Origin of the sequence: Psychrobacter sp. AT9 (assembly GCF_047272965.1) — a bacterium.
Classification (GTDB): domain Bacteria; phylum Pseudomonadota; class Gammaproteobacteria; order Pseudomonadales; family Moraxellaceae; genus Psychrobacter; species Psychrobacter glaciei.
The window spans coordinates 682,125-704,405 of record NZ_JBKOTW010000001.1 but is presented as its reverse complement, the minus strand read 5'-3'; the positions used below and the strand labels follow the sequence as shown (position 1 = coordinate 704,405).

Genomic DNA, 22,281 nt, shown 5'->3' with positions numbered 1-22,281 from the left:
GTTTCACTATGTCATTAATATCAACAATGCAAGGCGTAACAATCGTTGGCGCTAAACCGTCAGATTTTAAGATTGAAGATTACGTCGAGAATACAACAAAGTTGTATGTTTTGGTTGCGCTGGACGACAGCACAGGCGGAAAAGGTCAGTCCGTGCAAGAATTTAATTATAAAACTGCCGAAGATATGAAAGATTTTGATTCGCTAGATTTTCCAGTTGATGCGGATATCAAAGTCGAGTTGGTAACAAGCGGCAAAAGAACAAAGCTTATTGTTAAGGACGTAAAGACCTTAGCAAAGCCGCAACAAACAACGAATAAGGTTTAATCATGTACGTCTGCCAAACGCTCGTTGACAATGTTTGTTATGAGTGGGTCGAGCAAACTTCTCTACTCGACACGTTAGCTATTACCAAAGAAAGTGCAGCAGGGCTGACAATAGCAATCTGTACCTTGTTAGTAATTGCTTATATTGGCGGATTAATAGGGAAGACAATGATGCAAGCGTAAGCTTGTCTACGTAAACAACGGAGAAATACCATGTCAGAAATCAATGAAGTTCAAGCACCTGCAAAAACAAAAGTCACTGAAAAGCTAGGTAAAGTCGGCTTGGGTGCTAGTGTCTTTGCACTTACTGCTCCTGCATTTGCTGCGCTTGATACCACAGCACTTGAAACGGAAGTCGCTAGTAATAGTGCATCAATGCAAACGGTAATGCTTGCGGTCTTAACGCTCGTTGCCCTATTTGTAGGTTACAAAATGATTAAGCGTTCACTGTCTTAATCAAAGTTTGCTTTGAGTGCTGCTTACAAATAATCGTAGGCAGTATTACAAAGTTAATTAAAAGGATTGCAAAATGCCTGAAGCCCATATTCTTAATTGGTTGATAGTTTTTTCATTTGTCGCTGCTCTTAACCTATTTTTCAATACATTAAATAGTTGAATCAAATGAATAAAATAATTCTGATTCTTGCTCTCTTCCTTTCAACTTCCGCAATAGCTGATGATGGTATGGGTGGTGGTGGTGCTGGTGGTTCTTGGGAGTGTCCTGCGGGCACAAGAGGCGCATGGGTTTATACTTCTTCTGGTGTCAAAAATCCGTCACCTGTCTTTGCTGCTAAATATGGCAGAATACAGCAATTAATTGATGACGTCCCATCTCGTAGTTATTCTTATTCTAATGACAATTGCCCCGTTAATCCTGTCAGTGTCTCTACTTGTACCGTAAATTTTTCAGCAGTTCATGCAAACAATGCAAATTTTGCTGTATCTGTTAACTCTGTTTTTGTTGATGATTGGCAATGTGACGACGAACCTGGTGATCCTGATGAACCTAATGACCCAACCAAAGGCGATAAAGGCGATAAAGGCGATAAAGGCGATAAAGGCGATAAGGGTGATAAAGGCGATAAAGGCGATAAAGGCGATAAAGGCGATAAGGGTGATGACGGATTGGACGGCCTTGATGGTCAAGATGGATTAGACGGCAAAGATGGATTAGACGGCAAAGATGGTTTGAATGGTACTAATGGCATTGATGGCAAAGATGGTATCAATGGCTTAAATGGTGCTGATGGCATTGATGGCAAAGATGGTGCAGATGGCGCAACAGGTCGAATGGGTGCAACTGGTTTAACTGGTGCTGATGGCATTGATGGCAAAGATGGTCAAGATGGATTAGACGGCAAAGATGGTGCTGTAGCAGAGTTTCCAGTCTTTTGCACTTGGGCATCTAAAGTTTGTGATTTCATAGACTGGTACAAAGACAGAGAAGCAGAAAAAGATGCTTTGCCACCTGAACCTGAACCACAGCCAGAAGAAAATGAATGGCCAGAATTTTGTGACTGGGCGTGGAAAGTCTGCGACTTCATTGATGATTATAATCAAGAACCGCCTTTGGAAGCTGGGCCAGATGACGAGTATAAGCCAGAAATTGACGATCCGACTAAATTTGATGATAAGGATATAGGAGAGAGCTATATCAATGCAGAAGGTCAATGTCCTCCTGATGAAACGATAAACATAATGATGGGAAGCATAGATTTGAGCTATCAGCCCCTTTGCATCATTTTAGGCAAGCTATCAGGAATAATCGTTGCGGTTGCTTATTTAAGTGGCGGTATGCTCATTATAAGGACAATCTGATGCCTGCTATTATTGGTATTGTTCTCGGTTTTCTTACTCGTGATTTAATCTATGCCGTTTTTAAGTATTTATTTACGGGTTTTTTGGGATTGGTTAGTTACGCCTTTACTCAGAGGCTAATATCAAAATATATAAACGCTGCCCTGTCTGAATTACTTCAAACGGAATCTATTGGCATGATAATGAATTTATCTAGACTTGATGACGCTATTAGCATACTTGTAGGGGCAATGGTTATCTGTGCAGCAATTAAAGCTATGGGTATTAAGCTGACAGGCGTAGGCGCTTAACTTTTACGCCGCGCACAGGTACGAGCACGGCGTAAATTTTAACGCCTACTCCTAAAGGATAAAAGACATGATTTACGTGGTAACAGGTCAGCCAAGACACGGCAAAAGTCAATATGTCATGAAAATGATATTAGACTTTATCGAGCAAAATAAGAAAAGAGAAGAGCAAGGCAAACAAGCTAGGGAAATATACTGCGATATAGCTGGGATAAATGCGCCAAGTACACCAGTTCAATTACCATCAGTTCAAAATCAGTGGGCTGTTTTTGGTGAAACGCCTTTATGGTTTGGAGAGCATGACGATAAAGCAAAACCTGATGACTTTATATGTCCTAAAGCTGGCTCAATATTCATCTATGACGAATGTCACAAGGTAGATTGGATAAAAGATAGCACAGGTATGCTATCTAAACATGGCACTACAATGTCAATGAATGAGCATGGTCATGAGGATTTTATCTTCGTATTGATAACGCAATTCCCTCAATACATACATACACATTTACGTGGCCTCGTAGAGTTCCACTATCACGTCAAAAGGTTCAACGCACTAAATCAATCAAAAATATACAAATGGAATGAATTCAAAACGACTCCACGTTCAAAATCGACGATGGACGATGTTTTTGAGAAAGAGACGTTCAAATTCAATAAAAAGTATTATAACTGCTACAAATCTGCGTCTGCTCATGACTCCATGAAGTTCAAGATGCCAAAGGAATGGACGCTTGCGCTGCTAGGCATATCGTTTCTTCTAGCCATAATGGTATGGCGCTACAATACCAGCCCCATTAAAGCAATGGTACAAAATGGAGAAACTGACATAATCAAAGCCAATGAGCAAGCAAGGCTTGATGAAAACGGTGAACCATTGGACAATCAAGCCGAAACACAGACAGAACAGCAAAAAATATTAGCCCTTCAAAACGAAATAGAGGATTTGAAAACAAAATATCTAGCCGATCATATCGTTGAGCTAACGAAATCACCTGATATACTCCCTGTGTCCGTTGTATCGAACAATGAAACCTGCATGGCCTTGAATGAGTATGGCGAACTGTTAGCTATTGACGACAGCATTTGCCGTAAGATGGTTAATGAGTTCGGAATGATGCCAAAGTCTAGGCAATTGGAGAGAGACAAGGACAGTGACGGACAGACAGTGCAAAAGAGAACGGTTGAGCCTATTTGATTTTAACAAATAGGTGAAATTATGTTTAGTAAACTAAGTGACGTAATAGAGTATTATCAGTCTTATCATTTAACAGAAAACAAATATCATTACAGAGCGCATAATTTGCGCTTTTTTGATGTCTGGGATTTAAAGGATTTGAGGAAAAAGGACGTAAAAGAGTATGCAGCGTTAAGGCGCTGCAAAGTCTCCAATGCCACCATAAACAGAGAATGCAGTTTTGCGAGGGCTGCAATTAATAGAGTAAATGAAGATTATGACATTCACTTGAACAACCCCTTTAACAAGGTAAAATTTGTTGAGACAGACCACATTGCAAACTACCTGACACGTTCAGAATATCAAAGGCTTTTAAAGTCCGCCTTGATAACGTCTAATACTGATCTACATGATTTTATAGTCATGCTCACAATGACAGGCTGCCGTCCTAAGGAGTTATTAACGCTCGAATGGTGCAATGTACACTTAGAACATAAGCAGTTCATAGTCCGCAATTATTACAGTAAATCGAATAAAACGCTTTACAAGTACCTGAACTCGATAGCGTTGGAGGTATTGAGCAAAAGACAAAGACAGGGTAAATATGTGTTTATGAACCTAAAGACAAATGACCGTTATAAGAGCTTTACAAAATCGTTTGGGCGCTGCAAAGATAGAGCAAATTTGACTTGTACCATGTATGATTTAAGGCATACATATGCGAGCTGGTTGCTTCAAAGTGGCGTAGGCATTTACACGATAAAAGAGCTATTGGGACACAATGACATATCTAGTACGATGCGCTATGCACACCTTGATTATTCGCAATACGTGGGAGCAGTAGAAAAGATTTCGTAAACTCAACGATATAACAAACAGTTATCAATAAGGCTTGGCTGCAGGTGCTTATTGATAACTTTTGAGAATGATTAGAAGCAATACCGTTAATGTCCTTACTAACTAAATTGTAAACTTCTGTAACTGAATATTGCTTGCTCACAGTCTCCGAAGCCGAGGGTCGTGGGTTCGATTCCCGCCGAGCGCACCAATAATCTGCATTATCCTCGTCAATTTCTGTCATTACATCATAGAACGTACTTTCTGGTTCAAGCCTTGCCATCTCTGCTATCTTGAATATTTCATAAGGTGATGGCTTCGTTTTACCGTTCTTCCAGTCTGCGAATCTGCTAGGTGAAGTACCTAGTTTTTTAGCCATGTCTTTTTGAGTTCTTTCAAAATATTTTGCCCTTGCAATTAGCATTTCTAGTTTCATGTCATTCTCTCCGCTTGCAAAATTTGAATAAGTGGTATAAATTTGATTAATCGTTCTTTATCACAGATAACGACAATTCAATATTACACTATTCGGGAGTGTTTTTTATGTATGAGTATCTTAGCAAGTCACAGCATTACTTCTTTTTACGCCCTATTTATAAGAAAAATAACAATACCGCTTGCCCCTGTCCTCCCGAAACCTCTACCAATGCCGTCTTAGATGCCATTGGTGAGTTGGACGGGGGCATTCATTATGCCAATAGTAAAGGGGTCAAAAGATGAATTATCAATCGTTTTTAGAAATGAACGTTTTGATTTCAGACCCTTTGCTTCTTGAGATAAATCAAAACAAATTTACGCTGATCCTATTCCTTATATTTACGGCTATCTTATTTTATGTGGTTGCAAATGCGCTGGTTCGACTTAGTGCCTTATTCTGGTCAACAGCAACTACCAATGAAGCCAACACAGCAAAAGGAGTTCAATAGAGATGGGTCAAGCAATTAACGAAAATTCGATAGACGATTTCACACAAGAGGAATTGCAGATTATTGTTGATGCCTTTTTTAACTATGAAATAGCATTGCAACAACAGGAAGTACAGCAGATAAGCATCAAACCAGTTCAGAAAATCTTTATTGATTATGTGAATGATGTTCATAAATTACAAAAGAAAGTAGCAGGTTTCATAAATAGCTAAGCAAAATTTAATAATTAGGCCTTTTTTATAAGGTCGAATTATTAAGGTTAGATAACAGGCTTTATCGTTATTTAACCTTAATGATTGACCCAAAGACGACAAACAATGTCGCTAAGCAATCAAATCTTACAGAGTCTTTACTTAGGCTAAAAGGTGAACAGGTATGGCAATGCACAATTACATGACGGATAGAGAGCATAACCAAGCTGCCTTAGATATTGCCGCTCGTATGGTCTTTGACCGTGCTAGTAATATTTTACGTGATGGCAATCCAGTGCATGACGAATGCAAGGCCTTACAAGTTTTATCTTATACCGCCATTTTTGCAAGCTATAGCAATACAACAATCAATACCTTTTATGATTTAGTCAACGAAGAAAATGACAAAAACGATGACCAAGATGGGTGGAGAAAATAATGCGCCAGAATGATTACCCCACACTAACGCCCAATGAATTCGCTGATAGCTCGATTTCGAAAGTTGATACCCTCATCAATAACATGAGGGTAACTCAGGGCGACAACCCCGACTTACGTGCCAAATTTGCCTTACGCTTAATGCAAAGGAAACAAAACGCAATTTCTACCACGGACACAATAGTTCTAACAGGTAAAAATAATAAACCAGTTCTTAAATCTGTACCAGTGCCGTGCAATGGTCAAGAATTCTTCATTGATTGGCTATCTATAACTGCTGATATCGCATCAGTCGAAGAAAAGTACCGTAGGACAGATGAAGATGATGAACAGTACATGTCTCTTTGTCAGTCGGCGGCTCTAGATATAAGCGTATTAATCACTAGAATGTTTGGCAAACGTTTCGCAATAACAAAACAAAATCAAACAGGTCGCAACTTCTTTAAGTACAGCTTTGTGATTGGCGAAAACTACGGTTTGCTTTGCATTGGTGGACAGCGTGGTAAGTTTCAAATAATGATTAACGGTACAGGTTGTGCATTAGCGCCTGACGGTTGGCAGCAGTACGTTTATGAGTGGCTAACAAAGTACGCCATAGAGCCAAAGATAACCCGTGTTGATTTAGCTCATGATGACTTAGAAGGCAATTACTTAGACGTTGAATCTATAGACGAACTTGAAACGAATGGTGGTTTCCATTGTGGTGGCGCAAAGCCCACGGTTAGTCACTTAGGCAACTGGAAGTATCAAGACCCAAACAATAAAGGACGCACGTTAAATATTGGCAATAGAGCAAGTGGTAAATTTTGCAGATTTTACGAAAAAGGTAAAAAGGAAGGAGATAAAGACAGTGCATGGGTTCGCTGTGAGGTTGAATATAAAGGCGTTGACCGTGTTATACCGTTTGACGTACTGCTCAACCCCTCCACCTATGCAATGGGGTCGTATCCTTGCTTTGAAGGTCTTTTCATGTATGAAACGTCCTGCCGAATCGCTACCAATCGCCTAACATCGAAAGTACAAATAAATCATGCCTTTGACTGGATCAAGAACCAGACAGGGAAATACATGACTTTTTTTAGAACGTTCCTATCAGATACCGAGATTATCGAGCTGATAAAAAATGATGATGCTAAGGCAATACCCGATAGGCTTCATCTTCCCCACGCTTGGTTTTTACAACAGGCTCTCATGGCTGCATAAAAAAGAGGTTTCACTATGTCATTAATATCAACAATGCAAGGCGTAACAATCGTTGGCGCTAAACCGTCAGATTTTAAGATTGAAGATTACGTCGAGAATACAACAAAGTTGTATGTTTTGGTTGCGCTGGACGACAGCACAGGCGGAAAAGGTCAGTCCGTGCAAGAATTTAATTATAAAACTGCCGAAGATATGAAAGATTTTGATTCGCTAGATTTTCCAGTTGATGCGGATATCAAAGTCGAGTTGGTAACAAGCGGCAAAAGAACAAAGCTTATTGTTAAGGACGTAAAGACCTTAGCAAAGCCGCAACAAACAACGAATAAGGTTTAATCATGTACGTCTGCCAAACGCTCGTTGACAATGTTTGTTATGAGTGGGTCGAGCAAACTTCTCTACTCGACACGTTAGCTATTACCAAAGAAAGTGCAGCAGGGCTGACAATAGCAATCTGTACCTTGTTAGTAATTGCTTATATTGGCGGATTAATAGGGAAGACAATGATGCAAGCGTAAGCTTGTCTACGTAAACAACGGAGAAATACCATGTCAGAAATCAATGAAGTTCAAGCACCTGCAAAAACAAAAGTCACTGAAAAGCTAGGTAAAGTCGGCTTGGGTGCTAGTGTCTTTGCACTTACTGCTCCTGCATTTGCTGCGCTTGATACCACAGCACTTGAAACGGAAGTCGCTAGTAATAGTGCATCAATGCAAACGGTAATGCTTGCGGTCTTAACGCTCGTTGCCCTATTTGTAGGTTACAAAATGATTAAGCGTTCACTGTCTTAATCAAAGTTTGCTTTGAGTGCTGCTTACAAATAATCGTAGGCAGTATTACAAAGTTAATTAAAAGGATTGCAAAATGCCTGAAGCCCATATTCTTAATTGGTTGATAGTTTTTTCATTTGTCGCTGCTCTTAACCTATTTTTCAATACATTAAATAGTTGAATCAAATGAATAAAATAATTCTGATTCTTGCTCTCTTCCTTTCAACTTCCGCAATAGCTGATGATGGTATGGGTGGTGGTGGTGCTGGTGGTTCTTGGGAGTGTCCTGCGGGCACAAGAGGCGCATGGGTTTATACTTCTTCTGGTGTCAAAAATCCGTCACCTGTCTTTGCTGCTAAATATGGCAGAATACAGCAATTAATTGATGACGTCCCATCTCGTAGTTATTCTTATTCTAATGACAATTGCCCCGTTAATCCTGTCAGTGTCTCTACTTGTACCGTAAATTTTTCAGCAGTTCATGCAAACAATGCAAATTTTGCTGTATCTGTTAACTCTGTTTTTGTTGATGATTGGCAATGTGACGACGAACCTGGTGATCCTGATGAACCTAATGACCCAACCAAAGGCGATAAAGGCGATAAAGGCGATAAAGGCGATAAAGGCGATAAGGGTGATAAAGGCGATAAAGGCGATAAAGGCGATAAAGGCGATAAGGGTGATGACGGATTGGACGGCCTTGATGGTCAAGATGGATTAGACGGCAAAGATGGATTAGACGGCAAAGATGGTTTGAATGGTACTAATGGCATTGATGGCAAAGATGGTATCAATGGCTTAAATGGTGCTGATGGCATTGATGGCAAAGATGGTGCAGATGGCGCAACAGGTCGAATGGGTGCAACTGGTTTAACTGGTGCTGATGGCATTGATGGCAAAGATGGTCAAGATGGATTAGACGGCAAAGATGGTGCTGTAGCAGAGTTTCCAGTCTTTTGCACTTGGGCATCTAAAGTTTGTGATTTCATAGACTGGTACAAAGACAGAGAAGCAGAAAAAGATGCTTTGCCACCTGAACCTGAACCACAGCCAGAAGAAAATGAATGGCCAGAATTTTGTGACTGGGCGTGGAAAGTCTGCGACTTCATTGATGATTATAATCAAGAACCGCCTTTGGAAGCTGGGCCAGATGACGAGTATAAGCCAGAAATTGACGATCCGACTAAATTTGATGATAAGGATATAGGAGAGAGCTATATCAATGCAGAAGGTCAATGTCCTCCTGATGAAACGATAAACATAATGATGGGAAGCATAGATTTGAGCTATCAGCCCCTTTGCATCATTTTAGGCAAGCTATCAGGAATAATCGTTGCGGTTGCTTATTTAAGTGGCGGTATGCTCATTATAAGGACAATCTGATGCCTGCTATTATTGGTATTGTTCTCGGTTTTCTTACTCGTGATTTAATCTATGCCGTTTTTAAGTATTTATTTACGGGTTTTTTGGGATTGGTTAGTTACGCCTTTACTCAGAGGCTAATATCAAAATATATAAACGCTGCCCTGTCTGAATTACTTCAAACGGAATCTATTGGCATGATAATGAATTTATCTAGACTTGATGACGCTATTAGCATACTTGTAGGGGCAATGGTTATCTGTGCAGCAATTAAAGCTATGGGTATTAAGCTGACAGGCGTAGGCGCTTAACTTTTACGCCGCGCACAGGTACGAGCACGGCGTAAATTTTAACGCCTACTCCTAAAGGATAAAAGACATGATTTACGTGGTAACAGGTCAGCCAAGACACGGCAAAAGTCAATATGTCATGAAAATGATATTAGACTTTATCGAGCAAAATAAGAAAAGAGAAGAGCAAGGCAAACAAGCTAGGGAAATATACTGCGATATAGCTGGGATAAATGCGCCAAGTACACCAGTTCAATTACCATCAGTTCAAAATCAGTGGGCTGTTTTTGGTGAAACGCCTTTATGGTTTGGAGAGCATGACGATAAAGCAAAACCTGATGACTTTATATGTCCTAAAGCTGGCTCAATATTCATCTATGACGAATGTCACAAGGTAGATTGGATAAAAGATAGCACAGGTATGCTATCTAAACATGGCACTACAATGTCAATGAATGAGCATGGTCATGAGGATTTTATCTTCGTATTGATAACGCAATTCCCTCAATACATACATACACATTTACGTGGCCTCGTAGAGTTCCACTATCACGTCAAAAGGTTCAACGCACTAAATCAATCAAAAATATACAAATGGAATGAATTCAAAACGACTCCACGTTCAAAATCGACGATGGACGATGTTTTTGAGAAAGAGACGTTCAAATTCAATAAAAAGTATTATAACTGCTACAAATCTGCGTCTGCTCATGACTCCATGAAGTTCAAGATGCCAAAGGAATGGACGCTTGCGCTGCTAGGCATATCGTTTCTTCTAGCCATAATGGTATGGCGCTACAATACCAGCCCCATTAAAGCAATGGTACAAAATGGAGAAACTGACATAATCAAAGCCAATGAGCAAGCAAGGCTTGATGAAAACGGTGAACCATTGGACAATCAAGCCGAAACACAGACAGAACAGCAAAAAATATTAGCCCTTCAAAACGAAATAGAGGATTTGAAAACAAAATATCTAGCCGATCATATCGTTGAGCTAACGAAATCACCTGATATACTCCCTGTGTCCGTTGTATCGAACAATGAAACCTGCATGGCCTTGAATGAGTATGGCGAACTGTTAGCTATTGACGACAGCATTTGCCGTAAGATGGTTAATGAGTTCGGAATGATGCCAAAGTCTAGGCAATTGGAGAGAGACAAGGACAGTGACGGACAGACAGTGCAAAAGAGAACGGTTGAGCCTATTTGATTTTAACAAATAGGTGAAATTATGTTTAGTAAACTAAGTGACGTAATAGAGTATTATCAGTCTTATCATTTAACAGAAAACAAATATCATTACAGAGCGCATAATTTGCGCTTTTTTGATGTCTGGGATTTAAAGGATTTGAGGAAAAAGGACGTAAAAGAGTATGCAGCGTTAAGGCGCTGCAAAGTCTCCAATGCCACCATAAACAGAGAATGCAGTTTTGCGAGGGCTGCAATTAATAGAGTAAATGAAGATTATGACATTCACTTGAACAACCCCTTTAACAAGGTAAAATTTGTTGAGACAGACCACATTGCAAACTACCTGACACGTTCAGAATATCAAAGGCTTTTAAAGTCCGCCTTGATAACGTCTAATACTGATCTACATGATTTTATAGTCATGCTCACAATGACAGGCTGCCGTCCTAAGGAGTTATTAACGCTCGAATGGTGCAATGTACACTTAGAACATAAGCAGTTCATAGTCCGCAATTATTACAGTAAATCGAATAAAACGCTTTACAAGTACCTGAACTCGATAGCGTTGGAGGTATTGAGCAAAAGACAAAGACAGGGTAAATATGTGTTTATGAACCTAAAGACAAATGACCGTTATAAGAGCTTTACAAAATCGTTTGGGCGCTGCAAAGATAGAGCAAATTTGACTTGTACCATGTATGATTTAAGGCATACATATGCGAGCTGGTTGCTTCAAAGTGGCGTAGGCATTTACACGATAAAAGAGCTATTGGGACACAATGACATATCTAGTACGATGCGCTATGCACACCTTGATTATTCGCAATACGTGGGAGCAGTAGAAAAGATTTCGTAAACTCAACGATATAACAAACAGTTATCAATAAGGCTTGGCTGCAGGTGCTTATTGATAACTTTTGAGAATGATTAGAAGCAATACCGTTAATGTCCTTACTAACTAAATTGTAAACTTCTGTAACTGAATATTGCTTGCTCACAGTCTCCGAAGCCGAGGGTCGTGGGTTCGATTCCCGCCGAGCGCACCACTATTTATAGCTTAAGTTTTGTTCAAATTTCGCCTCAAGCATTATATTGTTTGAGGTTTTTTTGTGTTTGAATTTTAGATTAAGCCTTTTATTTATAAGGGCTGGCTATTTTATACATATAAAAACATAAGAGACAGTCTACTCTTTAACAATGAATGAGCTATGAGTTTGTGTGCATGCCTTCCACCTGTCAATCGATTTGCCAGCAGTTAAACTATAGGTAGCTTATTTCCCTTATCTTGATCAGTGTAGATAACAACGCAACTAACAACCTTTGATGACTGCTCCTCTACCGTATGGTAGCCTAGCTTATCCAGTATACCCACGTCTCTTGCATAACCACTTATCTGTCTAATATCATCAATGATATAGCTTAAATTCCTTTTTTGTTGATAAAGAGACTATATTTTATTAAATAACGTCGCCGATCTGCTTGATACAACACGTGGCACATTGAATAGTCATACTAAACTGAAGAAGTAGCGGTTAGTTCTTTCCGCTATGCCTGATTAGAAACAGAGCTATCTCACTAAGCTTAGAGTAACAAGCTAGACAAACTTAATCCTCGAATTGGAACACAAGCGGTCTAATGCGAGGACTTATTCAGGATTGGATAGCGATATATCTACTTCTAGGAGTCATTAAAGAGATGATTTATGAGAGAGATACAAAGGGATGTAATCACAACCGTATTAAAACTTAATAGCTCTACCTAACCACGCTACCAACTCACGGGCAGGAGCCTGACTCAAACACTGTGGACAATCAATATAGGTCATTATACAGTCATTTAAATCAGTCAACATATGCAGTAATAACCCTAAACCAATTATCTTATAGGGCTTTGGTAAAAACAACATGCCCGCATATACTGCCATCGCATAATAAGTATGTAGCGGATGGAAATTAATACTACAGCGATTGGGCGAAAAGATAGGTGTCGCTAGCAGATGATCTAAATCAACTAGCATTGTTGCTAACAGAATCAAATAAACTCGCTTATAGTCACTACGAAAAAACATATAGGCGATGATCAACGGCATGCCAAAATGTAGAAAATAATGGATAACGGTTTGACTCATCGCTTTTTCCGAACTAAGAAGGTGTTTTAAAAAGTGTTCTAAGAGTATCATACACGATCTGAGGTATACCTTCACACCTGAAAGACAAGTGCGAATCCACCACCTGGTGTACGCAAGTTAGTCACCTGACCTTGATAAACACGTGCAGCAGGCAACATACTAATCTGCCGTCGGGAGACCCCAGTAAACGGCGTTTCGGTCTGATAATAACGAACGAGTAAACATGGAACTGTATTTATTGCTATGGCTATTTTTGGAGGAATGATGACTCTTGTAAGCCAATCCCGCCGAGCAGCAACATCAGCAGTGCTTGCCCTGATGGTATGGAGCGTAAGTTTCTTTCTCCATTTTTTTTGGGAGATGGCACAGGTACCGTTCTTCTCCGGCATGGCCGAAGCGAGACACTGGGACGTGGTCTGGCTTTGTACACGTGCGACCGTCGGTGATGCCAATATTGCTTTTGGCGCTTACGTGCTTGCGGCATTGTTTGTAAAAGATTGGCTCTGGATTGCAAAGCCGTGGCGTCTGTCGACTTTATCGATATACCTTGCCGTTGGCCTGACCATAACAATACTCTTTGAATACTGGGCAACTGGCGCTGGCCAAAGGTGGAATTATAGTGGGCTGATGCCTGATGTTCCGTTACTAAGCATAGGTGCGTTGCCGCTCGTTCAGTGGGTGGTCATTCCGATACTGTTAATCTACACTGTCAAATGGATGTTCTTAGGTTGGCAGATATCCAAGTAATAGAGGTTAGCATTAAAGGCAGTTGGTGCTATTTAGTTCACTACACCATTACACTTGGAAAACAGGCGCAAATCCACCCCCTGGTGTACGAAAATTAGTCACCTGACCTTGATAGATACGCCCAGCAGTTAGTAACAGCTGTCCTGCATAGGTATAGAGACGTATATCTACCTTTTTGGTCGTCACAACATCATCGATTTTTATTGATCGCTCTCCTGCAGGAACAAAGGTCTGTGCGATATAATCCTCATCCAGAATGTTCTCAAAAACGCGTCGAGTCAGCTTGCTACCGCGATAGACCCCTTTGCTTCCATGACCAGCAACTGGCTTAAAAAACAGCTGTCGCCGAGTACGCCACAACTCTGCTGCCTCGTCTTTTGATACAAGCTTAGTCTTTGGTACAGACTTTTCAAGGTACCTCGCTGCAGCCTCATCTAGTCCCCAAGCGCGCAATGTCTGCGGATCGGATAGTAAGGCTAAGTTACGCTTATTCGCAAATATAGCATGCACATGGGGATTGGGTGTCACCACCACAGCATCCTCTAGATAGGCACTTTTAAGCACGGCGTGATTAGGGTTTTCAAATGCAAAGTCGACCAACCGATTATAGATCATATCAATGGGCTTACCATGCGCTGTCAGCTTGCCATCAACATAGTTAAGTTCAGACGGATCAAGTATAACAGTATCAATGCCCTTAGCTTGAAGTAGTCGGCAAGCCAGCTGAAACTCTAAATACATGAACTGGCTTTTGGGATCATTATCGATAATAGCTATGCGATTAGGCATGGCAGTAGCCGATTGTCGCTGCCACTCTTGTATGAACATGTTAGTGACGGCTTCTTCAAACCCATCAAGCATTTTAGTAGTCTCAGCACTTTGCTCGGAAGGGTGGCAGCATTGTTTTTGTGCGCGGGCAAGTGCTACGTTTAAAAATGCGCCTCCAGCGTTAGTATTGATCTCAATAAGTTGAGGGCCATCGCTACCTAAGTGAAAGTCATAACCCATAAAGGCTCCTATTGGCCCTGGATCGAAAGCAGCAATTTTGGGTGCCCATGACAATACTTGCTGTTGGTAAGATGGAAGTTTAGCAGCCGACTCAATAGCTGCGACGATTCGCACCATTGTCTCTATCTCTGTTTTAGGGACAAACACCGGTGTTGCTGAAAAAATCTTATTAAGCTCATTAGCTCCTATTGGGTTGTCTCTAGTGTCTGACAATTGATTTTGAAGGATAATATTAAGTACTTTACGATCTAAAGTACGGCAATAGCACTCTTTATTAAGTTGATCTGCAAGATTGTCATTCACTTTATCTTGGTTATTGCTTAGGTGTTCCATTTAAATCTCATTACTAAGTTTAGTGGGTATGCTGATAAGGTTTAGAAAACAGCCAAAGTAAAAAAGGTATTTGAAATGTTTAAGATAAGGTTGTTTTTATAGTTGTTTTATAAAATAGTCATTGTGCGCTATAGCTATTTTGCGAGGTTAGACAGTTTTATGTTCTTCTTTGATTAACATTTTTGCTAAAAACAAACCTAACTCGAACAGTAGCCACATCGGAATCGCTAGCAATAGCATAGATATGCCGTCAGGCGGTGTTACTACCGCTGCAACCGCAAAGCAGCCGACAATAATATAACGACGCTTGTCTGCTAAATTCTGAGTAGAAACGATTCCAACCATTATCAGTAGTAAGGTAACCACTGGAATCTCAAAAGTCAGTCCAAACACCATAAACAACTTGAGGGCAAAGCTCAGATAACTATCAATATCGGTCATCGGTATAACGTTCTGCGGCGCGAATAGGATAAAAAATTTCAATACACCTTTGAGCACGACAAAGTAGGCAAAAGCAACCCCCGTATAAAATAGAAATATCGAAGACAACAGCACAGGAATAGCAATTTTCTTCTCTTTTTTATATAAGCCAGAAGCTATAAATGACCAAATTTGATACAAGATATAAGGCATTGCTAAAAATGCGGCGACGAATATCGTTAAGCGAATGGGAGCCATAAAGTTTGACGTTATATCAGTGGCAATCATGGTCGAATTGATGGGTAACTGAGCCACTAATGGGTCTGATAAAAGATTATAAAGCTCGCGTGAAAATCCTACCAATACTAAGAATATAATTAAGACGGCCACGCATATTTTGATGAGATGCTTGCGCAGCTCTATTAAATGTTCGGTAATAGGCATATCACTGAGCGTACCTAACCTATCTCCAGACTCATTATTCTGTGTTGTATCTGTTGGCGCCTCAAGTTCCGTAGCAGCGATTTTTTCTTGTCGACTTTTTCGCTTTTCAAATAGGCTCACTGATCCGCCTCCTGTTTAATGAACGAGGAGGAAGTATTCGGTTGATGCTCTTTATCATAAGAGGTGATTGGTTGATGTGAAGCATCTAAGCTTTGGTTCTGCGAGTCTTCAAACTTTTGCATACTACCGCGCATCTCTGCTAGTTCACGCTTCATATCTGACTCAGTCTGACGAATTTTTGCAAGCTCATTTTGCATTTGTTGGCGCGTTTCAGCCAGATCAAGCTCAGCTTCTATTTCAGACTGTAGAGTGGATACTGTACGGCGCAGTTTGGCATACCATTGCCCAGCCGTACGCGCGGCCTGCGGCAGTTTTTCTGGGCCCAATACGATTAAGGCTATGACGCCAAACAAGAGTAACTCGGAAAATCCGATATCAAACATAACAGTCACATATATTAAAAGACTATTTAGTGCCGCTAATTATAAGCGGCTCGCTTCATACTTTGTGCTGATCATCAGTGGTGACAGGGCTGATTTCTGTACCATCAGCCTGAGCCCCTACCTGCGTATTTAAATCATTACTTGTAGCTGGCGTACTATTTTCATGGTCAAGTGAACGATTATTGCGAGCACGCTCGGTTTCTTCATCTTTGACTGCTTCTTTAAAACCCTTTACTGCACCGCCTAAATCTTTACCAGCATTTTTAAGCTTAGCGGTGCCAAATACGACCACCACCACAACCAATAAAATCAGCCAATGTGTAATAGAAAAACTACCCATAACGATATCCTTATTTTTAAATTCTAATAAAACCCGTATTGGGCATTACGTTTTGACAATTTTTCCTAACATTCATATCACAAGTCTAACCTACGTAGTCTAAGCGCGTTAACAATCACCGAGAATGACGACAAGCTCATAGCTGCCGCTGCTATCATTGGACTAAGTAGAAGCCCAAATACGGGATAGAGCACACCTGCGGCAATTGGGACACCAAGTGCATTGTAAATAAAGGCAAAAAACAGGTTCTGTCTGATATTGCGCATGGTGGCGTGGCTAAGCTTATAAGCTTTAGCAATACCCATTAAATCACCTTTTAGCAGGGTAATACCCGCACTCTCCATCGCCACATCTGTTCCTGTACCCATAGCGATACCAACATTCGCCTGCGCTAGTGCGGGCGCATCGTTGATACCGTCACCTGCCATTGCTACCAATTTACCGCTATCTTGCATCTCTTTGACGATACGGTTTTTGTCCTCTGGTGAGACGTCGGCATGGACTTCATCGATACCTAATTTATTGGCGACTGCCTGCGCGGTTTTTTCGTTATCACCCGTTAGCATGACGACTTTTAGTCCCGCGTCATGAAGCAGTGAAATAGCCTCTTTGGTGCTTGGTTTAATAGGGTCAGCAACTGAAATAATACCAGCAGCTTTACCATCTATAGCCACAAACATTACCGTTTCACCGTCTTTTCTACGGACATCAGCTTTAATGGACAGCTCATTATCAAAACTATTTAGGCTTTCCATAAGCTTAGAGTTACCAATAGCGACGTTCTTACCATCGACCACGGCTTGTACGCCTTCGCCAGTAGTCGAATTAAAGTCAGTAGCTTTAGGAATAATGAGTGATCTTTCTTGAGCCGCTCTAACGATAGCTTCTGCCAAAGGATGCTCGCTGGCACTTTCTACTGCGGCTACCAATGCGAGGAACTCGTCTTCATCTTGACCTACCTGCGCGTCAATTGCAGTAAGCTCGGGCTTACCAGCGGTCAATGTTCCGGTCTTGTCGACGACAATAGTATCGACTTTTTCCATACTCTCTAACGCTTCAGCATTTTTGATGAGGACGCCGTTTTGTGCGCCTTTGCCAGTACCAACCATGATTGACATCGGCGTCGCCAGACCAAGGGCACAAGGACAAGCAATAATCAGTACCGCAATCGCATTAACCAAAGCATAAGCCATAGCGGGCTCAGGGCCGAATATCGCCCAGACAATAAAGGTAATGACGGAGCAGATAAGCACAATCGGTACGAACCACCCAGCTACCTTATCTACCAATTTCTGTATAGGTGCGCGGCTACGCTGAGCTTCAGCAACCATTTGTACAATTTTGGATAATACCGAATCTGCTCCAACATTGACCGCTTCGATCAATAGTGTTCCGGTGCCATTCACCGTACCGCCAGTGACTGTATCTCCTTGTGCTTTTGATACAGGGATTGGCTCACCCGTTACCATTGATTCATCAACATTACTATTGCCATCGATCACTGTACCATCTACGGGTAGTTTCTCACCCGGTTTAACCCGTAGCTTATCGCCAGTGACGACCTCATCAAGCGAGACTTCGACTTCGTTGCCATTTTCATCGACACGTCTTGCAGTCGGCGGTGCGAGCTCAAGCAATGCTCGAATCGCGCCTGAAGTTTGACTTCTGGCTTTGAGCTCTAATACTTGACCCAAAAGTACTAAGGTTACAATGACAGCTGCCGCTTCGTAATACACACCGACTTGACCATTAGCGTCTCTGAAACTGTCTGGGAAAATATTGGGAAAAAAAGTCGCGACAATACTAAAAATATAAGCAGCGCCTACGCCTATCGCAATCAAAGTAAACATATTGAGATTGCGACTTTTTATAGACTGCCAACCACGGACAAAAAACGGGGCGGCGCCCCAAAGCACGACAGGGGTCGCAAGCACTAACTCAGCCCATTGTAAGATCTGTGATGAGATACCATACTGACTGAAATTAACTACGTTTACGTCAAACATACCGCTCATCACATATATTAATAGCGGTACAGTCAGTACTGTACAAACCCAGAATCGACGAGTCATATCATCGAGCTCTGAGGTATCTTCTTCACCGATAGTAAGCGTTTCAGGCTCAAGTGCCATGCCGCATATTGGACAGCCACTATTCTCAACATCTCTGACTTCAGGGTGCATAGGACAGGTGTAGACCGTGCCATCATAATCAGCAGGAACTTTGTCGTATTTACCGCCTTTGATAGATTTTACATCAGTGCTGTTAGAAGTATCCGCTCCATGACCATGACAACTTGCATGACTGTCTTCATCAACAACCTCGTCTTCAGGTTTAAGGAACATGCCGCATATCGGACAATCGCTCTTTTCAGTATCCCTGACCTCAGGATGCATCGGGCAGGTATAAACGGTTCCGCTATAATTTTCTGGTACTTTATCGTACTTACTATCTTCAGTAGAATGGGCATCGGTATTTGACGGGCTATGGCAGCTTGTATGGTCATCTTTCATTGCTACCATCTCGGTAACAGTGTCTTCAGGTTTAAGAGACATTTTGCATATGGGACAGCCGCTATCTGTAACGTCTCTCACTTCGGGATGCATAGGACAGGTATAAACGGTTCCGCTATAGCCAGTTGGCACCTTATCGTAAGTGATATCTTTATTAGGTTCTATGCCTGTATTCACTGTACCGTCACAGCAATCATGGTCTTCGCTGTTCGAAGTATTTTTTGTCGTATCGTGTTTCATGACTATGTTCCCGTTATTGATTGCAATGATAGTTTAGGGCTAAGTCGCCAGCTTTTGATCCCATCCAAGATTAGGGCACTGTTCGTCGTTCTAAGCATAGCTGACCTATCTGAGCCGAAGATTCAATGGCTACGCTAGACTCATCCTGCTTTGGCAAACCAGCGATATAGCGGTACAAACACAATCGCAAAATACCAACCATAAAGATAGGATTCGACAAATCCAATTAGGAAACCTGACCATGTCAGCCATTCAAAACCAGGTAGCAGCGGTGCCCAAGCCTCATGCATACTTATCTGCTCAGGTGCGAGTAGGCCAAAGCCTATGCACAAGAGATAGCTGATGAGCAGAAACAGAGACACACTGTTGCCCACAGAGCCAATTCCTAAAGTATTCGCTTTTGAATTCACTTCGTTCATCTTGACTCTCCTTAGTTTTACAAAACACATTCCATGCTAGCTCACCGACCGTTTGATTATCTATTTCAACTATAAACACTTGGTGTGAGTTAAATTTTCATGCTGAATTGACATCACTTTTTAACTTGTGAGGCGGCAGCCAGCTGGCGCCAACGTCCCCAACGGGGGATGAACATCGGCACTTGCCGTTTATAGGCAAGGTAGTCTTCACCAAATGTTTCGAGCATATGTTGTTCCTCACGTCGAGCGAGCCATGTATACACTAGTATGATCACTGGAAATAGAACGATTGAGAATAGCGTTGGCCAATGCACTACGCCTTCCCCGAATAGCGCAATAAACAGCCCAGTGTACTGGGGATGTCGCACGTAGGCATAAAGTCCTTCAGTCATTAGGCGATTTTCGACCCGTGCTTTATGGACTTGGCGCCAACCTTGAGCAAAAAGACCAACTCCTAAAAATGCAATAGCATAGCCAAGTAGCATTGAGATCATCATGCCCGTCTCACCTAGACCAACAAGAGTTGACCATAAACTGGCACTGACATATTCGCTATCCAAACCAAAGAAACGGATCAATAAATAAATGGTGAGCGGAAAGCCATACATCTCTGCGTAGAGCGCGATAATAAAAGCCTGAACTACGCCGGCTCCAGCCCATTCACGCCAGTTCTTCGGTGCGAAATAACGGTAAAAGAACCAAGAAATCAAAACAATAACAATTAGCGCGATGCCCCAAGCGCCAGCGTGTTCAAATAGTTCATTCACAACGCTTTTTCCCTGCTTTCTTTGCGCAAATATTTCAGAATTGCCATAATAGCCAACACGAGCACGGTGAGAAACAGTACAGCAAATAGCATACAGATAATCACACCGCCCCAGCCCATGCCTTGCATCATTGTTTCATTCATCATAGCATATCCCTACAGCTAGTAATGTTATTGTCAATGCTGGTGTGCAAGCGCATCATTTTCTATAGCCTTTTTCCTTGCTGACGACTTGAGGTAAATCTGCTCAGCCACAGCAATCACTATAATAGTGACAATTGCCACGCCAATCACAAATGGATCTGAATTCAGTTTAATCCAGACAAAGCCCCCGAGAACCAAAAGATCAAGAAGTATGGCCACTGCCGGTACCCATATCACAGCTTTCACGTCTTGCCGAAGGTATCGCAGAACACCCCAATGAATGGCAATATCCATGATTAGATAAAAAACAATCCCAAGCGCTGCAATCCGTGACAAATCAAACAATGTCGTGAAAGCCAATCCTAGAACTACGGTATAGACGAGCGTGTGTTTTTGAACGCTTCCTGGCATCCCTAAATGACGATGGGGTACTAGCTTCATTTCGGTCAACATAGCAAGCATCCGCGAGACTGCAAAGATACTAGCAAGGAGACCGCCAGCGGTAGCTACCATTGCGATTGCCACTGTGAACCACAGACCATAATCGCCAAGCGCTGGCCGTGCTGCAGCAGCCAAGGAATAGTCTTTGGTTTCAATAATTTCGGCAAGAGATAGATTGCTTGCTACAGCGAAACCCACAAGTGTATAAATCACTACGCAGATTGCAATCGAAATAACGATAGCCCGACCAACATTACGATGTGGATCTTTTACCTCTGAGCCACTATTAGCTATTGTGGTAAAGCCCTTAAATGCCAGTATACCTAGCGCCGTTGCGCCAAGAAAATTACCAACGGTACTCGCATCGCCTAAAGTAGAAGAGTCAACTGCAAGACTATCGGCCAGCCATACACCTACCAATCCAAAAACGAGAATACCGACAATCTTTAGGATACCGATAAAGGAGGCGACCCCTTGGATCCAACGATTACTGAGTAGGTTAATTAGAAATGCGGCAAGAATAAGTGCTGCGCCAAGGACGGACACCATACGGCCACTATCATCACCACCGAACAGCTGCATCGTATATGACCCGAACGTCCGAGCCAGAAAGCTCTGTGCAATAACCATAGAAAAATACATCAGTAAGGCGTTAAACCCGGTTGGCAAACGATCTCCGTATGCCTGATGCAAGTACATCGCAACACCACCAGCTGACGGATAGGCGTTAGATATTTTGATATAGGAATAGGCACTAAAAGAAACAACGATTGCAGCAGCCAAAAAAGCCAATGGGAAAAGCGAACCTGTCATCTGAGCCATCTGCCCAGTCAATGCAAAAATACCGGCGCCAATCATGACACCGGTACCTAGCATAACTGTGCCTGATAAGGTTAGGCTATCTTGCTGATAACGAGTCGTTCTGTTTTGTTCCATGCCTATTAATCCTTTCACTACCTTTTTGACTAGTAGGATTTTGAATCTGCGGTGGATGAGAACTTTGAGTGAAGGGACCTACATGAG

The 22,281-nt window shown here is 41.7% G+C and carries 30 protein-coding genes; 20 read left to right on the top strand and 10 right to left on the bottom strand.

Annotation, left to right across the window (positions count from 1 at the left end):
- Positions 1 to 8: 8 nt before the first annotated feature.
- The 19 genes from ACMFL8_RS02950 (at position 9) to ACMFL8_RS02860 (ending at position 11,668) form a co-directional block, all read left to right on the top strand.
- Entirely contained in the window at positions 9 to 326 is a 318-nt protein-coding gene (locus ACMFL8_RS02950; protein ID WP_413190046.1) for a hypothetical protein, read from the top strand.
- Between the two features lie 2 nt (positions 327 to 328).
- On the top strand, positions 329 to 508 hold the full coding sequence (locus ACMFL8_RS02945) for a hypothetical protein (protein WP_413190045.1): 180 nt from the start codon (positions 329 to 331) through the stop codon (positions 506 to 508).
- Positions 509 to 538: 30 nt separating this feature from the next.
- Positions 539 to 781 (top strand): major capsid protein, encoded by a 243-nt coding sequence (locus tag ACMFL8_RS02940; RefSeq protein WP_413190044.1) that lies wholly within the window; start codon positions 539 to 541, stop codon positions 779 to 781.
- Positions 782 to 946: 165 nt separating this feature from the next.
- Positions 947 to 2,143, top strand: a complete 1,197-nt coding sequence (locus tag ACMFL8_RS02935) for a virulence factor TspB C-terminal domain-related protein (protein WP_413190043.1) — start codon at positions 947 to 949, stop codon at positions 2,141 to 2,143.
- Entirely contained in the window at positions 2,143 to 2,433 is a 291-nt protein-coding gene (locus tag ACMFL8_RS02930) for a DUF2523 family protein (RefSeq protein WP_413190042.1), read from the top strand. The genes ACMFL8_RS02935 and ACMFL8_RS02930 overlap by 1 nt, the downstream gene beginning before the upstream one ends.
- A 67-nt stretch (positions 2,434 to 2,500) precedes the next feature.
- Positions 2,501 to 3,625 carry a zonular occludens toxin domain-containing protein gene (locus ACMFL8_RS02925; RefSeq protein ID WP_413190041.1) on the top strand — a complete coding sequence of 375 codons (1,125 nt, stop codon included), beginning with the start codon at positions 2,501 to 2,503 and terminating at the stop codon, positions 3,623 to 3,625.
- Positions 3,626 to 3,646: 21 nt separating this feature from the next.
- Positions 3,647 to 4,462: a tyrosine-type recombinase/integrase gene (locus ACMFL8_RS02920; RefSeq protein WP_413190040.1), complete on the top strand. Its 816-nt coding sequence runs from the start codon at positions 3,647 to 3,649 to the stop codon at positions 4,460 to 4,462.
- 522 nt (positions 4,463 to 4,984) lie between these two features.
- On the top strand, positions 4,985 to 5,161 hold the full coding sequence (locus tag ACMFL8_RS02915; protein WP_413190051.1) for a hypothetical protein: 177 nt from the start codon (positions 4,985 to 4,987) through the stop codon (positions 5,159 to 5,161).
- The gene (locus ACMFL8_RS02910; protein ID WP_413190050.1) at positions 5,158 to 5,367 is read left to right on the top strand and encodes a hypothetical protein; all 210 of its coding nucleotides are present in this window, start codon (positions 5,158 to 5,160) and stop codon (positions 5,365 to 5,367) included. Before ACMFL8_RS02915 ends, ACMFL8_RS02910 begins: the two co-directional genes overlap by 4 nt.
- A 2-nt stretch (positions 5,368 to 5,369) precedes the next feature.
- On the top strand, positions 5,370 to 5,579 hold the full coding sequence (locus ACMFL8_RS02905; protein ID WP_413190049.1) for a hypothetical protein: 210 nt from the start codon (positions 5,370 to 5,372) through the stop codon (positions 5,577 to 5,579).
- 163 nt (positions 5,580 to 5,742) lie between these two features.
- Complete coding sequence (locus ACMFL8_RS02900; RefSeq protein ID WP_413190048.1) at positions 5,743 to 5,997, top strand: hypothetical protein; 255 nt, start codon at positions 5,743 to 5,745, stop codon at positions 5,995 to 5,997.
- Positions 5,997 to 7,199, top strand: a complete 1,203-nt coding sequence (locus ACMFL8_RS02895; RefSeq protein WP_413190047.1) for a replication initiation factor domain-containing protein — start codon at positions 5,997 to 5,999, stop codon at positions 7,197 to 7,199. The genes ACMFL8_RS02900 and ACMFL8_RS02895 overlap by 1 nt, the downstream gene beginning before the upstream one ends.
- A 15-nt stretch (positions 7,200 to 7,214) precedes the next feature.
- Positions 7,215 to 7,532 carry a hypothetical protein gene (locus tag ACMFL8_RS02890; protein WP_413190046.1) on the top strand — a complete coding sequence of 106 codons (318 nt, stop codon included), beginning with the start codon at positions 7,215 to 7,217 and terminating at the stop codon, positions 7,530 to 7,532.
- 2 nt (positions 7,533 to 7,534) lie between these two features.
- On the top strand, positions 7,535 to 7,714 hold the full coding sequence (locus ACMFL8_RS02885) for a hypothetical protein (protein WP_413190045.1): 180 nt from the start codon (positions 7,535 to 7,537) through the stop codon (positions 7,712 to 7,714).
- Between the two features lie 30 nt (positions 7,715 to 7,744).
- Positions 7,745 to 7,987 (top strand): major capsid protein, encoded by a 243-nt coding sequence (locus ACMFL8_RS02880; RefSeq protein ID WP_413190044.1) that lies wholly within the window; start codon positions 7,745 to 7,747, stop codon positions 7,985 to 7,987.
- Positions 7,988 to 8,152: 165 nt separating this feature from the next.
- On the top strand, positions 8,153 to 9,349 hold the full coding sequence (locus ACMFL8_RS02875; protein WP_413190043.1) for a virulence factor TspB C-terminal domain-related protein: 1,197 nt from the start codon (positions 8,153 to 8,155) through the stop codon (positions 9,347 to 9,349).
- Positions 9,349 to 9,639, top strand: coding sequence for a DUF2523 family protein (locus tag ACMFL8_RS02870; RefSeq protein ID WP_413190042.1), 291 nt, complete (start codon positions 9,349 to 9,351; stop codon positions 9,637 to 9,639). Before ACMFL8_RS02875 ends, ACMFL8_RS02870 begins: the two co-directional genes overlap by 1 nt.
- Positions 9,640 to 9,706: 67 nt before the next feature.
- Positions 9,707 to 10,831: a zonular occludens toxin domain-containing protein gene (locus ACMFL8_RS02865; protein ID WP_413190041.1), complete on the top strand. Its 1,125-nt coding sequence runs from the start codon at positions 9,707 to 9,709 to the stop codon at positions 10,829 to 10,831.
- Between the two features lie 21 nt (positions 10,832 to 10,852).
- Positions 10,853 to 11,668: a tyrosine-type recombinase/integrase gene (locus tag ACMFL8_RS02860; protein ID WP_413190040.1), complete on the top strand. Its 816-nt coding sequence runs from the start codon at positions 10,853 to 10,855 to the stop codon at positions 11,666 to 11,668.
- A gap of 882 nt (positions 11,669 to 12,550) precedes the next feature.
- On the opposite strand, the gene ACMFL8_RS02855 is transcribed toward ACMFL8_RS02860, so the two are convergent.
- Entirely contained in the window at positions 12,551 to 12,940 is a 390-nt protein-coding gene (locus ACMFL8_RS02855; RefSeq protein WP_194621046.1) for a DUF6122 family protein, read from the bottom strand.
- A 387-nt stretch (positions 12,941 to 13,327) separates the two neighbouring features.
- On the opposite strand from ACMFL8_RS02855, the gene ACMFL8_RS02850 reads away from it, so the two are divergent.
- Positions 13,328 to 13,687: a hypothetical protein gene (locus tag ACMFL8_RS02850; RefSeq protein WP_227670038.1), complete on the top strand. Its 360-nt coding sequence runs from the start codon at positions 13,328 to 13,330 to the stop codon at positions 13,685 to 13,687.
- Positions 13,688 to 13,735: 48 nt separating this feature from the next.
- Here ACMFL8_RS02850 and ACMFL8_RS02845 read toward each other — a convergent pair whose 3' ends face one another.
- From ACMFL8_RS02845 to ACMFL8_RS02805, 9 genes are all read right to left on the bottom strand, one after another.
- Positions 13,736 to 15,028: a hypothetical protein gene (locus ACMFL8_RS02845; RefSeq protein WP_194621047.1), complete on the bottom strand. Its 1,293-nt coding sequence runs from the start codon at positions 15,026 to 15,028 to the stop codon at positions 13,736 to 13,738.
- A gap of 147 nt (positions 15,029 to 15,175) precedes the next feature.
- Positions 15,176 to 16,012, bottom strand: a complete 837-nt coding sequence (gene tatC, locus ACMFL8_RS02840) for a twin-arginine translocase subunit TatC (protein WP_194621048.1) — start codon at positions 16,010 to 16,012, stop codon at positions 15,176 to 15,178.
- Complete coding sequence (gene tatB / locus ACMFL8_RS02835) at positions 16,009 to 16,395, bottom strand: Sec-independent protein translocase protein TatB (protein ID WP_194621049.1); 387 nt, start codon at positions 16,393 to 16,395, stop codon at positions 16,009 to 16,011. The genes tatC and tatB overlap by 4 nt, the downstream gene beginning before the upstream one ends.
- Positions 16,396 to 16,450: 55 nt before the next feature.
- Positions 16,451 to 16,735, bottom strand: a complete 285-nt coding sequence (gene tatA, locus ACMFL8_RS02830; RefSeq protein ID WP_194621050.1) for a Sec-independent protein translocase subunit TatA — start codon at positions 16,733 to 16,735, stop codon at positions 16,451 to 16,453.
- A 77-nt stretch (positions 16,736 to 16,812) separates the two neighbouring features.
- Entirely contained in the window at positions 16,813 to 19,488 is a 2,676-nt protein-coding gene (locus tag ACMFL8_RS02825) for a copper-transporting P-type ATPase (RefSeq protein ID WP_265087676.1), read from the bottom strand.
- 140 nt (positions 19,489 to 19,628) lie between these two features.
- Entirely contained in the window at positions 19,629 to 19,907 is a 279-nt protein-coding gene (locus ACMFL8_RS02820; RefSeq protein ID WP_194621051.1) for a DUF5676 family membrane protein, read from the bottom strand.
- Positions 19,908 to 20,020: 113 nt separating this feature from the next.
- Positions 20,021 to 20,674: a methyltransferase family protein gene (locus tag ACMFL8_RS02815; protein ID WP_194621052.1), complete on the bottom strand. Its 654-nt coding sequence runs from the start codon at positions 20,672 to 20,674 to the stop codon at positions 20,021 to 20,023.
- Positions 20,671 to 20,820: a hypothetical protein gene (locus ACMFL8_RS02810; protein ID WP_194621053.1), complete on the bottom strand. Its 150-nt coding sequence runs from the start codon at positions 20,818 to 20,820 to the stop codon at positions 20,671 to 20,673. The genes ACMFL8_RS02815 and ACMFL8_RS02810 overlap by 4 nt, the downstream gene beginning before the upstream one ends.
- Positions 20,821 to 20,850: 30 nt before the next feature.
- Positions 20,851 to 22,194, bottom strand: coding sequence for an APC family permease (locus tag ACMFL8_RS02805; protein WP_227670039.1), 1,344 nt, complete (start codon positions 22,192 to 22,194; stop codon positions 20,851 to 20,853).
- Positions 22,195 to 22,281: the final 87 nt, after the last annotated feature.

Coding starts and splice junctions, on each gene's coding strand:
- ACMFL8_RS02950 (WP_413190046.1), top strand. CDS start 9: ATGTCATTAATATCAACAATGCAAGGCGTAACAATCGTTGGCGCTAAA.
- ACMFL8_RS02945 (WP_413190045.1), top strand. CDS start 329: ATGTACGTCTGCCAAACGCTCGTTGACAATGTTTGTTATGAGTGGGTC.
- ACMFL8_RS02940 (WP_413190044.1), top strand. CDS start 539: ATGTCAGAAATCAATGAAGTTCAAGCACCTGCAAAAACAAAAGTCACT.
- ACMFL8_RS02935 (WP_413190043.1), top strand. CDS start 947: ATGAATAAAATAATTCTGATTCTTGCTCTCTTCCTTTCAACTTCCGCA.
- ACMFL8_RS02930 (WP_413190042.1), top strand. CDS start 2,143: ATGCCTGCTATTATTGGTATTGTTCTCGGTTTTCTTACTCGTGATTTA.
- ACMFL8_RS02925 (WP_413190041.1), top strand. CDS start 2,501: ATGATTTACGTGGTAACAGGTCAGCCAAGACACGGCAAAAGTCAATAT.
- ACMFL8_RS02920 (WP_413190040.1), top strand. CDS start 3,647: ATGTTTAGTAAACTAAGTGACGTAATAGAGTATTATCAGTCTTATCAT.
- ACMFL8_RS02915 (WP_413190051.1), top strand. CDS start 4,985: ATGTATGAGTATCTTAGCAAGTCACAGCATTACTTCTTTTTACGCCCT.
- ACMFL8_RS02910 (WP_413190050.1), top strand. CDS start 5,158: ATGAATTATCAATCGTTTTTAGAAATGAACGTTTTGATTTCAGACCCT.
- ACMFL8_RS02905 (WP_413190049.1), top strand. CDS start 5,370: ATGGGTCAAGCAATTAACGAAAATTCGATAGACGATTTCACACAAGAG.
- ACMFL8_RS02900 (WP_413190048.1), top strand. CDS start 5,743: ATGGCAATGCACAATTACATGACGGATAGAGAGCATAACCAAGCTGCC.
- ACMFL8_RS02895 (WP_413190047.1), top strand. CDS start 5,997: ATGCGCCAGAATGATTACCCCACACTAACGCCCAATGAATTCGCTGAT.
- ACMFL8_RS02890 (WP_413190046.1), top strand. CDS start 7,215: ATGTCATTAATATCAACAATGCAAGGCGTAACAATCGTTGGCGCTAAA.
- ACMFL8_RS02885 (WP_413190045.1), top strand. CDS start 7,535: ATGTACGTCTGCCAAACGCTCGTTGACAATGTTTGTTATGAGTGGGTC.
- ACMFL8_RS02880 (WP_413190044.1), top strand. CDS start 7,745: ATGTCAGAAATCAATGAAGTTCAAGCACCTGCAAAAACAAAAGTCACT.
- ACMFL8_RS02875 (WP_413190043.1), top strand. CDS start 8,153: ATGAATAAAATAATTCTGATTCTTGCTCTCTTCCTTTCAACTTCCGCA.
- ACMFL8_RS02870 (WP_413190042.1), top strand. CDS start 9,349: ATGCCTGCTATTATTGGTATTGTTCTCGGTTTTCTTACTCGTGATTTA.
- ACMFL8_RS02865 (WP_413190041.1), top strand. CDS start 9,707: ATGATTTACGTGGTAACAGGTCAGCCAAGACACGGCAAAAGTCAATAT.
- ACMFL8_RS02860 (WP_413190040.1), top strand. CDS start 10,853: ATGTTTAGTAAACTAAGTGACGTAATAGAGTATTATCAGTCTTATCAT.
- ACMFL8_RS02855 (WP_194621046.1), bottom strand. CDS start 12,940: ATGAGTCAAACCGTTATCCATTATTTTCTACATTTTGGCATGCCGTTG.
- ACMFL8_RS02850 (WP_227670038.1), top strand. CDS start 13,328: ATGGCCGAAGCGAGACACTGGGACGTGGTCTGGCTTTGTACACGTGCG.
- ACMFL8_RS02845 (WP_194621047.1), bottom strand. CDS start 15,028: ATGGAACACCTAAGCAATAACCAAGATAAAGTGAATGACAATCTTGCA.
- tatB (WP_194621049.1), bottom strand. CDS start 16,395: ATGTTTGATATCGGATTTTCCGAGTTACTCTTGTTTGGCGTCATAGCC.
- tatA (WP_194621050.1), bottom strand. CDS start 16,735: ATGGGTAGTTTTTCTATTACACATTGGCTGATTTTATTGGTTGTGGTG.
- ACMFL8_RS02825 (WP_265087676.1), bottom strand. CDS start 19,488: ATGAAACACGATACGACAAAAAATACTTCGAACAGCGAAGACCATGAT.
- ACMFL8_RS02820 (WP_194621051.1), bottom strand. CDS start 19,907: ATGAACGAAGTGAATTCAAAAGCGAATACTTTAGGAATTGGCTCTGTG.
- ACMFL8_RS02810 (WP_194621053.1), bottom strand. CDS start 20,820: ATGATGAATGAAACAATGATGCAAGGCATGGGCTGGGGCGGTGTGATT.
- ACMFL8_RS02805 (WP_227670039.1), bottom strand. CDS start 22,194: ATGGAACAAAACAGAACGACTCGTTATCAGCAAGATAGCCTAACCTTA.